Annotated in this window: 14 protein-coding genes and 1 pseudogene; 12 read left to right on the top strand and 3 right to left on the bottom strand. The window is 68.9% G+C overall.

The window, feature by feature from the left end; all coding sequences use genetic code 11:
- Nucleotides 1-25: 25 nt before the first annotated feature.
- From ACXMYJ_RS06805 to rraA, 7 genes and pseudogenes are all read left to right on the top strand, one after another.
- The gene (locus tag ACXMYJ_RS06805) at nt 26-682 is read left to right on the top strand and encodes a DUF6474 family protein (RefSeq protein ID WP_260755844.1); all 657 of its coding nucleotides are present in this window, start codon (nt 26-28) and stop codon (nt 680-682) included.
- A gap of 5 nt (nt 683-687) precedes the next feature.
- Nucleotides 688-1200: a hypothetical protein gene (locus ACXMYJ_RS06800; RefSeq protein ID WP_260755845.1), complete on the top strand. Its 513-nt coding sequence runs from the start codon at nt 688-690 to the stop codon at nt 1198-1200.
- A 37-nt stretch (nt 1201-1237) separates the two neighbouring features.
- Nucleotides 1238-1795 carry a copper resistance CopC family protein gene (locus ACXMYJ_RS06795; RefSeq protein WP_260755846.1) on the top strand — a complete coding sequence of 186 codons (558 nt, stop codon included), beginning with the start codon at nt 1238-1240 and terminating at the stop codon, nt 1793-1795.
- On the top strand, nt 1792-2715 hold the full coding sequence (locus ACXMYJ_RS06790; protein ID WP_460354894.1) for a CopD family protein: 924 nt from the start codon (nt 1792-1794) through the stop codon (nt 2713-2715). Before ACXMYJ_RS06795 ends, ACXMYJ_RS06790 begins: the two co-directional genes overlap by 4 nt.
- 147 nt (nt 2716-2862) lie before the next feature.
- Nucleotides 2863-2988 (top strand): annotated as a pseudogene (locus ACXMYJ_RS06785) (hypothetical protein); the annotation flags it as partial.
- Nucleotides 2989-3297: 309 nt separating this feature from the next.
- Nucleotides 3298-4059, top strand: a complete 762-nt coding sequence (locus tag ACXMYJ_RS06780; RefSeq protein WP_260755849.1) for a MerR family transcriptional regulator — start codon at nt 3298-3300, stop codon at nt 4057-4059.
- Nucleotides 4060-4071: 12 nt separating this feature from the next.
- Complete coding sequence (gene rraA / locus ACXMYJ_RS06775) at nt 4072-4554, top strand: ribonuclease E activity regulator RraA (RefSeq protein ID WP_260755850.1); 483 nt, start codon at nt 4072-4074, stop codon at nt 4552-4554.
- 9 nt (nt 4555-4563) lie between these two features.
- Here rraA and ACXMYJ_RS06770 read toward each other — a convergent pair whose 3' ends face one another.
- Nucleotides 4564-6039 (bottom strand): flavin-containing monooxygenase, encoded by a 1476-nt coding sequence (locus ACXMYJ_RS06770; RefSeq protein WP_460354890.1) that lies wholly within the window; start codon nt 6037-6039, stop codon nt 4564-4566.
- A 76-nt stretch (nt 6040-6115) separates the two neighbouring features.
- On the opposite strand from ACXMYJ_RS06770, the gene ACXMYJ_RS06765 reads away from it, so the two are divergent.
- On the top strand, nt 6116-6757 hold the full coding sequence (locus tag ACXMYJ_RS06765) for a TetR/AcrR family transcriptional regulator (protein ID WP_260755852.1): 642 nt from the start codon (nt 6116-6118) through the stop codon (nt 6755-6757).
- A gap of 24 nt (nt 6758-6781) precedes the next feature.
- Nucleotides 6782-7993, top strand: a complete 1212-nt coding sequence (dinB, locus tag ACXMYJ_RS06760; RefSeq protein ID WP_260755853.1) for a DNA polymerase IV — start codon at nt 6782-6784, stop codon at nt 7991-7993.
- 86 nt (nt 7994-8079) lie between these two features.
- Here the strand turns inward: dinB and ACXMYJ_RS06755 are convergent, their stop codons facing one another.
- Complete coding sequence (locus tag ACXMYJ_RS06755; RefSeq protein WP_260755854.1) at nt 8080-9087, bottom strand: PHP domain-containing protein; 1008 nt, start codon at nt 9085-9087, stop codon at nt 8080-8082.
- Between the two features lie 156 nt (nt 9088-9243).
- On the opposite strand from ACXMYJ_RS06755, the gene ACXMYJ_RS06750 reads away from it, so the two are divergent.
- Entirely contained in the window at nt 9244-9624 is a 381-nt protein-coding gene (locus tag ACXMYJ_RS06750) for an ArsR/SmtB family transcription factor (protein ID WP_260755855.1), read from the top strand.
- On the top strand, nt 9621-11267 hold the full coding sequence (locus ACXMYJ_RS06745) for a SulP family inorganic anion transporter (protein WP_260755857.1): 1647 nt from the start codon (nt 9621-9623) through the stop codon (nt 11265-11267). Before ACXMYJ_RS06750 ends, ACXMYJ_RS06745 begins: the two co-directional genes overlap by 4 nt.
- A gap of 1 nt (nt 11268) precedes the next feature.
- On the opposite strand, the gene ACXMYJ_RS06740 is transcribed toward ACXMYJ_RS06745, so the two are convergent.
- Nucleotides 11269-11838 carry a TIGR03086 family metal-binding protein gene (locus ACXMYJ_RS06740; RefSeq protein WP_460354884.1) on the bottom strand — a complete coding sequence of 190 codons (570 nt, stop codon included), beginning with the start codon at nt 11836-11838 and terminating at the stop codon, nt 11269-11271.
- A gap of 52 nt (nt 11839-11890) precedes the next feature.
- Here ACXMYJ_RS06740 and ACXMYJ_RS06735 point away from each other — a divergent pair, with 52 nt between their 5' ends.
- The gene (locus ACXMYJ_RS06735) at nt 11891-12751 is read left to right on the top strand and encodes an LLM class F420-dependent oxidoreductase (protein WP_460354881.1); all 861 of its coding nucleotides are present in this window, start codon (nt 11891-11893) and stop codon (nt 12749-12751) included.
- Nucleotides 12752-13199: the final 448 nt, after the last annotated feature.

Raw genomic sequence — 13199 nt, 5'->3', positions numbered from 1 at the left:
ATGAGTCGACTGGGAGGCCGCAGGGATGAGTCTGTTCAAACGACGGAAATCCCGCGCCACCCGGAAGGCGGAGGCCCGCGCCATCAAGGCCAAGGCCAAGCTGGAAGCGAAACTGTCGGCCAAGAACGAGGTCCGCCGGTTCAAAGCCGAGCAGAAGGCGCAGGCCCGCGCGCTGCGATCCCAACTGAAGGCGCAGCGCGACAGTGACCGCGCCGCGCTCAAGGTTGCTGAGACGCAATTGAAGGCCGCCCGTGAGGGCAAACTGTTCTCGCCCAGCCGGATCCGCCGGGCGCTCACCGTGTCGCGTCTGCTGGCTCCGGTGGTGGTGCCGCTGGTGTACCGCGCGTCGATCTCGGCCCGCGGACTGATCGACGAACGCCGCGCCGACCGGCTCGGTGTCCCGCTGAGTCAGCTCGGCCAGTTCTCCGGGCACGGCGCGCAGCTGTCGGCCCGGATCGCCGGCGCCGAGCAATCGCTGCGCATGATCGCCGAGAAGAAGCCCAAGGACGCCGAGACCAAGCAGTTCGTCAATGCGATCACCGAGCGGCTGACCGATCTGGGGGCCGCCGTGGCCGCCGCCGAGAACATGCCGTCCGCCCGCCGGCGCACCGCCCACGCGGCGATCGCCGAGCAACTCGACGGCATCGACGCCGACCTGATGGCCCGCCTGGGCGTGGTCTGACCCTCTTGTCCAGAGGCCCGGCGCGACTGCGCGGCGCGGCTGCAGGGCTGCTCACGGCAGCCCTGACCCTGGCGGCGCACAGTGCCGGCGGCGGGCTGCTCCCCGTCGGGGCGTCGGCTGTCCAGCTGGTCCTGGTCGCCGCGGTCGTCGCGGCCGTGACCTCGGCAGTCCCGCGCACCGACCGGCTGCCGGTGCTGGTGGGCGTGCTGGGCGCCGGCCAGGTCATCGGGCATGCGGTGCTCTCGGTGCACGGTCACCCGCACAGCGCGCCCCCTGCCTCCGCGATGGCGGCGGCACACATCCTCGCGGTGGTGGTCGGTGCGGTGCTGATCGAGATGGCGGCGCGACTGTGCCTGGCGCTGTCGACTGTCCTGCGGATCTTCCGGTCTCGCGGCGTCGCGGCCCCCGCCGCTGCGACGACCACGGCGGTGCGGACTGTCGATCACCCGCTGCGTTCCACCCTGCTGCTCGCCTTCTCCATGTCGCACCGAGGGCCGCCGGTCACTGCGCACCGCTGACCGCAACCTTCCGCTCGACTCCAGAAAGCACAATCGAATGACTGTTGTACAGCGTGCCATGCACGCGTTGCTCATCACCGCCGTGACGTTCGGGCTGGCCGCCGGCGCGCTCGGCTCCGCGTCAACGGCGTGGGCGCACGCCGCCCGCATCGCCAGCGACCCCGGCGAGAACGCCGAGTTGGAGCTGCCGCCCTCCTCGGTGAACGCGACGTTCAACGAACCGATGCAGAGCCAGTTCGCGGCGATGACGGTGGTCGGCCCTGACGGCGCGCTGTGGTCGGACGGCGATCCGACCGTCAACGGCGCCGTCATCGGCGTGGCGGTCCGGCCCGGCGGGCCGGCGGGTGAGTACACGGTGAACTACCGCGCCACCTCCGCCGACGGCCACGTGGTGACCGGGTCCTGGTCCTACCGTGTCCGCACGGCGGCGCCCGCCGCTGCGTCCCCGACTGCCGAAGTCCCCGACACCAGCCCGGTGGCGGCACCCGCCGAGAACGACCGTGCCAGCGGGAGTGTCCCGGTCTGGCCGTTCGTGGTCGCGGCGGTGGCACTCGTCGCGGCCGGCGCGTTGTGGGCGGTTCGGCGCCGGTCATGATCCGCGGGAGGGCGGTGACGGGCGGACTGCTCGTCACCGCGGCGGGTTGCGTCGCGGCGTGGGCGCTGGCCTACCCGTCGGCTCCGCTCGCCGGGGCGGCGGTCAGGACGCTCGCCGATGCCGCCGCCGTGGTCGCACTCGGGCTCACCGCCGTGCCCGTGCTCGACGGCGCCCGGCACCGCGACGAATTGGTCCGGCGCGCCGCCGTACCCCTCGTGGTCGCGGCGGCGGTGTGGGCGGTGGCCGAACTGGTCCGGCTCGTGGTCGCGGCCTCCGAGGCGGCGGGCACCTCGGTGATGCGTCTCGCCGCGGACCAGACCTGGCAGTTCGCGGCGCACACCGCCGTGGGCCGGGCCGGTCTGCTCACGGTCATCGCCGCGGTGTCGCTGGGGGTACTGGCCGCGGCGGCGCCGCCGTCGGGGCCCTGGGGCATCGTCGCGGCCGGAGTGGCCTGCATCGGCATCGTGGGACACCCGCTGACCGGGCATTTGGCGGACAGCCCGGTCGGCGGGGTTGCGGTCGCCGTGCACGCACTGGCGGCGGCGCTGTGGTGCGGAGCGCTCGCCGCGCTGGTGCTGACGGTCGATCATCGCGGCCAGTGGGCCCGGGTGCTGCCCCGGTTCTCGCAACTGTCGGTGGTGTGCGTGGCAGCGCTGCTCGTCGGCGGCACGGCCGCCGGGGCCGGCGTGCTGGATGGGTACCGAGACCTCTACGCCACCGGCTACGGCCGGGTGCTGTCGGCCAAGATCGCGCTGACGGTGCTGCTCATCGGGCTCGGGTGGCGCAACCGGGGGTGGTGGTTACCCGCCGCCCGGACGCACCGCAGCACCGCCGCGGTGTCCCGCACCCGCGCGTACACCGAACTGGCACTGATGGCGCTGACGTTGGCGGCGGCGGCGACGTTGTCGGTGACCGGCTGACACCGAGATGAGCCCGGGTAGCCAGCTGGCATGATGGGAACCCTGCCGGGTGCACACACTCTCAAAGGAGCAGAGATGGCAGACCAGCCGGATCGGCCAGACGAAAGTCCCGATGCCGCAACCCCGGCGGTGCCTCCACCGGCCCCGCCGGTGAAGAAGGCTGCCGCCAAGAAGGCCGCGCCGGCGAAAAAAGCCGCACCGGCCAAGAAGACTCCGGCGACGAAGACCCCGGCCAAGAAGGCTCCGGCTAAAGCTCCCGCGACGAAGGCTGCGGCGAAGAAAGCCGCGCCCGTCAAGAAGGCTCCCGCCAAGAAGGGGCCGGCCGCCAAGGTTGATCTGGCCGCGGCTGCTGAAGAGACTGCGGCGCAAGCGAAGTCGACCGTCGCGACGGCCAGCACCGCGATCACGGCGCCCGTCCCCGCGCCGCCGGACAGCCGCGACTCGTCACGTCTGCCGGTCGCTGCGGCGCTGGTCACCGGCATCCTGGCCCTCCTGGTCGTTGTGCTGGCCGCAAGGCGCAACAGCGGGCACTGACCCGAAAACCCTTGACCCTCACGTGGCGTGAGGGTCGATAGTGATGCCATGAGCACCACTCGTTCCGTCGGCGCCGTCGCCGAACTCACGGGGGTGTCGGTGCGCACGCTGCATCATTACGACCACCTCGGTCTTGTGGTGCCCAGCGTGCGATCAAGTGCGGGCTACCGCGGGTACACCGACGCCGACGTCGAGCGGCTGCACCTGGTGCTCGTGTACCGCGGTGCGGGTCTACCTCTGGAGGAGATCCGCACGCTGCTCGACGACGCGACCGTCGATGTGGTCGAGCACCTGCAACGCCAGCACAAGCTGCTGCTGGAGCAGGCCGACCGTCTCCAGCACATGATCACAGCAGTGGAGGAACTGATGGACGCACATCGCAGCGGGGTCCAGCTGACCGCCGAGGAACAGATCGAGATCTTCGGAACCGCCGTCGCCTCTGGCGAATACGCCAAGGAGGCCGAACAGCGCTGGGGCGGCACGGAGGTGTGGCGGCAGTCCCAACAGCGCAGCGCCGAACTCACCAAGCAGGACTGGATCGAGGTGAAGGCCGAAGGCGATGCCCTACTGGCCGCGTTGGCCGAGGCCAAGCGGGCCGGTGTGGCGCCGGGGTCGCCTGCCGCCGAGGAACTCCGTGTCCGGCACCGGGACTCGATCGAACGGTTCTACGACTGCGACGACGACATGCACCGCTGCCTGGCCCAGATGTACCTCGCCGATGAGCGCTTCACCCGCTACTACGACGACGCCGAGCCCGGGCTGGCACAGTTCGTGCACGACGTCATCGTGGCCGGGTACGACGGCGACTGAGATAATCGCCGCGTGACAGTGACTCCGCGTCCCACCGCTGACCTGGTCGACGAGATCGGCCCCGATGTCCGCAGCTGTGACCTGCAGCTCCGCCAGTACGGAGGCCGTACGGAGTTCGCCGGTCCGATCACCACGGTGCGGTGCTTCGAGGACAACGCGCTGCTCAAGTCGGTGCTCTCGGAACCCGGCGGCGGCGGGGTGCTGGTGATCGACGGGGACGGATCGGTGCACACGGCGCTGGTCGGCGACGTCATCGCCGAACTGGGCCGGTCCAACGGGTGGTCCGGTTTGATCGTCAACGGCGCGGTCCGGGACGCGGCCACGCTGCGCACACTCGACATCGGCATCAAGGCGCTCGGCACCAACCCGCGCAAGAGCACCAAGACCGGTGAGGGCGTGCGCGACGAGGCCGTCGAGTTCGGCGGGGTGGTGTTCACGCCCGGCGACATCGCCTACAGCGATGACGACGGGATCGTCGTCATCGCCGCAGACTGATCACGCCGATCACGCAGAGGCGGTCACCGGCGCCTGGTGCCGCGAGAACGCCAGCGCCTCGTCGTCGACCTTGCCCCGCCGGATCAACTGCAGGTCCAGCAGATAGTTCTGCTTGAGCCGCCACGGTGCCCGCGACCCCTGCTTCGGCAGGTAGTCGAGCGCCCGCAGCACATAGCCGGGGGTGAAGTCCATCAGCGGCCGCTCGTCGACAGCCGTACCGGGATGGCGCGGCTCAACCGTGTCATAACCCTTGCTGTCCATGTGATTGATGACACGGCAGAAGAATTCGGAGACCAGGTCGGCCTTCAGCGTCCACGACGCGTTGGTGTAGCCGATCGTGAACGACATGTTGGGCATGTTGGTCAGCATCATGCCCTTGTAGGCCATCGAGTCGTTGAGTTCCAGCGGCTCCCCGTTGCGGGAGATCGCCGCACCGCCGAACAGCTGAAGGTTCAAACCCGTTGCCGTGACGATGATGTCGGCATCGATGTGCTGGCCGGAGGCGAGCTGGATGCCGGTCTTGGTGAACCGCTCGATGGTGTCGGTGACAACGTCGGCCTTGCCGGACCGGATGGTCTTGAACAGGTCGCCGTTGGGGGCCAGACACAACCGCTCGTCCCACGGGTTGTAGCTCGGCCCGAAATGCTTGGCGACATCGTAGCCTGCGGGCAGTCGGCGCTCAGCCATCGTCATCAACGTCTTACGCATGAAATTCGGGAACTTGCGCGCGATCTGATACTGCACGGACTGGAAGATGATGCTCTTCCACCGGTTCACCACGTAGGCCGCCTTGGTGGGCAGGGTATTGTTCATGCGGACCGTGAACGGGTCCACGTCCGGCAGTGAGCCGATGTACGTCGGCGAGCGCTGCAGCATCGTCACGTGGCCGGCACCCGAATTCGCCAGCGCCGGAATCAATGTCACCGCGGTCGCCCCACTGCCGATGACGACGATCTTCTTGCCCGTGTAGTCCAGCTCCTCCGGCCAGTGCTGCGGGTGGATGATCGTGCCCTCGAAATCGTCCGAGCCGGCGAACTCCGGCGAATACCCCTCGTCGTAGTTGTAGTAGCCGCTGCAGGCCATCAGGTACTTCGCGGAGATCTCGATCTGCTCACCGTCGCGCTCGACCCGCACGGTCCACCGGTTGTCGGCGTCGGACCAGTCGGCGGACTTCACGTCCTGCCCGTAGCGGATGTGCTTGTCGATGCCATACTCGGCGACCGTCTCCTTGAGGTAGGCCATGATCGACGGCCCATCGGCGATGGCCTTCTCCGATGTCCACGGCTTGAACCGGAAGCCCAGAGTGAACATGTCGGAATCGGAACGGATGCCGGGGTACTTGAACAGATCCCAGGTACCCCCGAGATTGTCCCGCCGCTCCAGGATTACGTAGCTCTTGGTCGGGCAGCGATCCTGCAGATGCCAGGCGGCACTGATACCGGAGATTCCGGCGCCCACGATGACAACGTCGACAAATTCGGTCATGGTGTCAAGCTATCAACGCCATGTCGAAGCAGTCAACAGTCTGTTGAGAAACTCGACACAGTGTAAAGTCGCTGTTGTGACTGCCGCCCGACAAGCCCGCCCCGCCCGGGGTCGGCGCGCCGCCCGACCCTCTGGTGACGATCGGGAACTGGCGATTCTGGAGACCGCCGAACGCCTCCTCGAGGACCGTTCCCTGGCCGAGATCTCCGTCGACGACCTGGCCAAAGGAGCGGGCATCTCGCGGCCCACGTTCTACTTCTACTTCCCGTCCAAGGACGCGGTGCTGCTCACGCTGCTGGAGCGCGTGATCGCCGAAGCCGATGCCGCGCTGGCACAGTTGATCGCCGACCGGCCCGCCGACCGCCGCGCGATCTGGCGTCGCGGTATCAACGTCTTCGTCGAGACCTTCGGCGCCCACCGCGCGGTCTGCGCCGCGACCGTCGGGGTGAAGAACTCCAACTCCGAGGCCCGAGCGCTGTGGGCGACCTCGATGCAGCGGTGGATCGACCACATCGCTGCGGTGATCGAGGCCGAGCGCGCCGACGGGACCGCGCCGGTGACCGTGCCGGCCCGCGAGTTGTCGACCGCGTTGAACCTGATGAACGAGTCGGTGATGACCGCCGCCTTCGCCGGCCATCAGCCGTCCATTCCCGATCACCGCGTGCTCGACAACCTGGTGCACATCTGGACCACCAGCATCTACGGCACGGCGGACTGACCTGTCGGTGCGTGATGCGAACATATGTTCGTGTCCACCGCGGCCGTCCTGCACGCTGATCTCGACTCGTTCTACGCCTCGGTCGAGCAGCGCGACGATCCGTCGCTGCGCGGACGGCCGGTGATCGTCGGCGGGGGTGTGGTGCTGGCCGCCAGCTACGAAGCCAAGGCCTACGGGGTGCGTACCGCGATGGGCGGCCGGCAGGCGCGGGCCCTGTGTCCGCAGGCCATCGTGGTGCCGCCTCGTATGGCGGCCTATTCGCAGGCCAGCGCGGCCGTGTTCGAGGTCTTCCACGACACCACTCCCGTCGTGGAACCGCTGTCCGTCGACGAGGCGTTTCTCGATGTCTCGGGCCTGCGGCGGGTGTCGGGCACCCCGGTGCAGATCGGTGCCCGCCTGCGCGAACGGGTGCGTGACGAGGTCGGGCTGCCGATCACGGTCGGGATCGCGCGCACCAAGTTCCTCGCCAAGGTGGCCAGCCAGGAGGCCAAACCGGACGGCCTGCTGCTGGTGCCGCCCGACCGGGAACTGGCGTTCCTGCATCCGCTCCCGGTGCGCCGGCTGTGGGGTGTCGGCGCCAAGACCGCCGACAAGCTGCGCGCGCACGGGATCGAGACCGTGGCCGATGTGGCCGAGCTGAGCGAGACCACACTGGGGTCACTGGTCGGCGGCGCCATGGGCCGTCAGCTGTTCGCGCTGTCGCACAACGTCGATCGGCGCCGCGTGGTGACCGGGCATCGGCGGCGGTCGGTCGGCGCGCAGCGCGCGCTGGGCCGGGCGGGCAGCGCGATGTCCGCCGACGAGGTGGACGCGGTGGTGGTGAATCTGGTCGACCGGATCACCCGGCGGATGCGCAAGGCCGGCCGTTCCGGACGCACCGTGGTGCTGCGGTTGCGGTTCGCCGACTTCGGCCGCGCGACCCGGTCGCACACCATGCCGAGGGCCACGGCGTCGACGGACGCGATCCTCGGCGCCGCACGCGGCCTGGTGGCGGCCGCAAGGCCGCTGATCTCCGAGCGCGGACTGACGCTGATCGGCTTCGCGGTGTGCAACATCGACCGCGACGGCGCGCAACAGCTCGAGCTGCCGTTCGGTCCGGCCCTCGACGCCGAGGACTCACTGGCCATCGACCTGACCATCGACAAGGTGCGCGGACGTTACGGCAACGCGGCCTTGACCCGCGGGGTGCTGGTCGGCCGTGACCCGGGCGTGGAGATGCCCACGCTTCCCGACTGATCCGACCGTTCACCGGTACAACGGTTCGGGTGATCCGGTTCCGTTCGGGACGTGTACACACCGTCAGTCGCTGGAGCGCAGCCCGGCTAACCGGAGCGGGTCCACTCCAGCAGATCGTCCGCGGACCAGGTGTTGACGATGCGTCCCGGTTCCAGACCGACGTCGAGGGCGCGTTGTGCGCCGTAACCGAGGAACTCCAACTGGCCGGGTGCGTGGGAATCGGTGTCGATGGCGAACACGCAGCCGATGTCCATCGCCAACGTGAGCAGACGGGTCGGCGGGTCGCGCCGCTCGGGACGAGAGTTGATCTCGACGGCGGTGCCGGCGTCGCGACAGGCGGTGAACACCTTCTCGGCGTCGAACTTCGATTCGGCCCGGATGCCGCGTCCGCCGGTGACGAGTCGCCCGGTGCAGTGACCGAGCACGTCGGTGTGCGGGTTGGTGACGGCTTTGAGCATGCGCCGGGTCATCGCGGGGGCGTCCATCGCGAGCTTGGAGTGCACGCTGGCGACGACGACGTCGAGACGCTCGAGGAGTTCGGGTTCCTGGTCGAGTGAGCCGTCTTCGAGGATGTCGACCTCGATGCCCGTGAGAATCCGCATGGGAGCGACCTTTTCGCGGATCTCGTCGATGACCTCGAGTTGTTCGCGCAGCCGCTCCGGGGACAGCCCGTTGGCCACCCGCAGCCGCGGCGAGTGGTCGGTGAGCGCACAGTACTCGTGGCCGAGGTCGCGTGCGGCCAGCATCATCTCCTCGATCGGCGCGGACCCGTCCGACCAGTTGGAGTGCACGTGCAGGTCACCGCGCAGCGCGGCGCGGATGTCGCCGCCCCCGAGATCCGGGGCGGCCTCCCGCAGTTCCACCAGGACGTCGGGTTCGTGACCGGCCCAGGCCTGGGCGATGACCTTGGCGGTCTTCGGCCCGATCTTCGGGAGCGACTGCCAACTGTCGGCGGCGCCGTGCTTCTCGCGCTGGGCGTCGGTGAGCGCCTCGACCACATCGGCTGCGTTGCGGTAGGCCATCACCCGACGCGGATCCTCCCGCGCTCGGTCCTTGTAGTACGCGATCTGGCGCAACGCTGTGACCGGGTCCATGGCTCCAGTGTGCCCCGGTCGGCGACAGGAAACTCCTGCACCGACCCCGGTGAAGTGCGGCGGCACAGTGAGTCCCGGCACAGTCGATCGCCTGCGGGGCCGGGGCGGGTTACCCTGATTGAAGATTCGTTCAATCCATCAATTCCTAAGGCCACGGTGACGCCCGACCGCTTCCCCGCCGACCAGCAGCGGCCGCTCTACGAGATCAAGGCCAACCTGTTCAAGGCGCTTGCTCACCCGGCGCGCATCCGCGTGCTGGAGATCCTCTCCGCCGCCGGCGGCCCGACTTCGGTGAGCGACATCCTTGCCGCCACCGGACTCGAGCCGACCCTGCTGTCGCAGCACCTCGCTGTCCTCAAGCGTCATCATGTGGTGACCGCGCGCCGTACCGGCAACGCCGTGTTCTACGAACTCGCCCACCCCCTGATCTCCGAACTCCTGATCATCGCCCGCACCTTTCTGGCCGACACCCTGGCCGGGCAACGCGACCAGTTGAAGACACTCAAGGCGCTGCCGCCTCTGGAGAAGCGGCCATGATCGCCACGGCCGCACGCAATCTGGGCCGCCTGCTTCCGCACCGGCGGGACTACGCCGACCTGCCCCGGTCCTGGCGTCGTGACATCCTGGCCGGCGTCACGGTCGGCGTGGTGGCCCTTCCGCTGGCCCTGGCGTTCGGCATCAGCTCAGGCGTCGGTGCCGCGGCCGGATTGATCACCGCGGTGGTCGCCGGCCTGGTCGCCGCCGTGTTCGGCGGCTCCTCGGTCCAGGTCTCCGGGCCCACCGGCGCGATGGCCGTCGTCCTGGCACCGATCGTCGCCGCGCACGGCCTCGGCAGCATCGCCCTGGTGACCGTGCTCGCCGGCGTCATCGTGCTCCTCGCCGGCGTGACCGGACTGGGCCGGGCCGTCACCTTCATCCCGTGGCCGGTCATCGAGGGATTCACCCTGGGCATCGCCACGATCATCTTCCTGCAGCAGGTCCCGGCGGCGTTCTCCGCGGCCGGCCCGTCCGGCCAGCGCACCCTGCCCGCCGCCTGGCACGTGGTCAGCCACGCCGACTGGTCTCAGGCCGGCAAGACCCTGGGTGTGATCGCGTTCGTCGCGGTCCTCATGCTCGTGCTGCCGCGGGTCCACCGGGCCATCCCGGAGTCCCTCGCCGCCGTCGTCGCGGCGACTGTCGCCGTGGCGGTGCTGGGCCTGTCGGTCGCCACCATCGGCGAGTTGCCGTCGCATCTTCCCGCGCCGGTGCTGCCCCACGCCGACGTCGACGCGCTGCGCGACCTGCTCGGAGCAGCACTGGCCATCGCCGCGCTGGCCGCCATCGAATCGCTGCTGTCGGCGCGGGTCGCGGCCACGATGGCGCCGACGGGGCCGTACGACCCGGACCGGGAGCTCGTCGGGCAGGGCCTGGCCTCGGTTGCCTCCGGAGTTTTCGGCGGTATGCCGGCCACCGGGGCGATCGCGCGCACGGCCGTCAACGTGCGGTCGGGTGCCCGCACCCGGCTCTCGGCGATCGTGCACTCGCTCGTATTGCTCGGCGTCGTCTATCTGGCCACCGGGCCGGTGGCGGCGATCCCGCTGGCGGCGCTGGCCGGTGTGTTGATGGTGACGTCCTTCCGGATGATCTCGCGCTCCACCATCCGCAAGATCCTGACCTCGACCCGATCCGACGCGCTGACGTTCGTGCTCACCGCTGCGGTCACGGTGTGCTTCGACCTGATCGAGGCCGTCGAGATCGGGGTGCTGGTGGCGGCGTTCTTCGCGCTGCGCAGTGTGGCCAGGCGCAGCAGCGTGGTCCGGGAGGAGCTACCCGCACCCTATGTTCCGGGCGACGAGGAGATCGCCCTGCTGCGGCTGGACGGTGCGATGTTCTTCGGTGTGGCCGAACGGATCTCGAATGCCATCGTCGACCCCGACCATCCGCGGACATCGGTCGTGATCATCCGCATGTCCCAGCTGGGCATGCTCGACGCCACCGGCGCCAACACCCTGGCGCAGATCTGCACCGAGTTGGAGTCCCGCGGCATCACGGTGATCATCAAAGGAGTTCGGCCGGAACACACCGCGCTGCTGGCCAATGTCGGTGTCTTCGAATCGCTGCGCCACGAGAATCATCTGGTGGACACCCTCGACGACGCGATCGAGCACGCCAGGACGCACGCGCGCAGACAGCCTCACTGATTCACGGCGCGGTCCACGACGGATCGCGGCCGGTCAGCCCGAGGACCCGGTCCAGCAGCGGCGCTTCTTCGGACACCGGCACCGGCGCGGCGAACAACCCTTCGACCGGCTCCTCGGCGAACGCGGCGACATGGGGCAGCAGGACTTCCAGCACCCGGTCCTCGACGGCGTAGGGCAACCCGGCCGAGGCCGCCACATCCCACCCGTGCACCACCACCTCGCCGAGCGCGATCATGCCGCCGACCTCTGCGGGGAAGTCGACGCCGCCGGCCCGGGACGTCCCCTGCCAGGCGGCCGGATCCCGCCACGCCTCGGCCAGCGCGGCCAACCGGGCCGGGTAGAGCTCCCGCCAGTCGTCGTCGGGCCGTTCCTCCAACCGTGGCGGCGTGTCGGTCAGCACGCCGAAGTCCTTGCGCGCGGCGGCCTCGAACGCCAGCGACAGGCCCCCGATGTGCGCGATCAGCGCACCGAGATCCATGTCGCGGCACGGCGTCACCGCGCTCAACTGGTGGTCGGCCAGCTGCCCCAGCAGCGTGGCGGTGCGGGCACAGGCCCCGGACATGTCCATCATGGCGGTACTGACCGGCGAGCAGCGCGAAACTCATCGGCCTAGAGTCGATGCAGTGAGATTCGCCTTCAAGACGTCCCCGCAGAACACCGCCTGGTCCGACATGCTCACGGTCTGGAAGGCCGCCGACGAGATCGACGTCTTCGAATCCGGCTGGACCTTCGACCACTTCTATCCGATCTTCTCCGATCCGACCGGCCCGTGCCTGGAGGGCTGGGTCACGCTGACCGCGCTGGCCCAGGCCACCCGCCGGTTGCGGGTCGGCGTGCTCGTCACCGGGATTCACTACCGCCATCCGGCGGTGCTGGCCAACATGGCCTCCACACTCGACATCGTCTCCGACGGCCGACTCGAACTCGGTATCGGCGCGGGCTGGAACGAGGAGGAATCCGGCGCCTACGGCATCGAACTGGGCACGGTCAAAGAGAGATTCGACCGGTTCGAGGAGGCCTGCCAGGTGTTGCGCGGCCTTCTCTCGCAGGAGACCACCAGCTTCGACGGCCAGTTCTACCAACTCAAGGACGCGCGCAACGAACCGAAAGGCCCGCAACAGCCGCACCCGCCGATCTGCATCGGCGGCAGCGGCGAGAAGCGCACCTTGCGTATCACGGCGCAGTACGCCGACCACTGGAACTTCGTCGGCGGGACGCCTGAAGAGTTCGCGCGCAAGCGGGACGTGCTCGCCGGGCACTGCGCCGACATCGGCCGCGACCCGTACGAGATCAGACTGTCGGCCCACATCCGGCTGAGCCCCGATCACGATTACGACAGGGCGATCTCCGAGGCCGCCGCGCTGGGCGAGGAAGGCCTGGACCTGGCCATCATCTACCTGCCGCCGCCGTACGACCCCGCCGTGCTGGAACCGCTGGCCGACAAAATCAGAGGATCAGGATTGCTTGACAGCAAACAAGGCTGAGGTCACAGATCGATAACGGTCAAGCAAACAAACCGTCACGGCCGCCCACGCGCCGCGGCTCGGCCGTCGCGGAGTTCGCTAGACGCCGTAGCGCAAGAGCTCGTCGGCGGTGATCAGTCGCTCTGCCTTCGCGGGGAATTCACGGCTCTTGACCGGGTGACGGAACAATGTCCAGGCGATTCGACCCACCCGTGTCCGGGTAATCGGGTTGAGATACATGGCGATTACTCCTGCGGTGTGCAATAGCTGAACCGGGGAGCCACGTTACTCCAGCCCCCTCGTCAAGTCATTAGATACCTGCCCGTTGGCAAACTGACGCAGGCACGCCGAACGAAAGGTCAGATGTTTCTGCTGTGACTACTGTGACTAGAGAGGTGAGCTGACACCATTTCGTGACAGCTCACCTCTTGCCACCGTCGCAAAATCCGCCCCAGGGGCCGTCATAGGC

The organism is Mycobacterium sp. ZZG (genome assembly GCF_054786995.1).
This window is presented reverse-complemented; position numbering and strand designations above follow the sequence as displayed.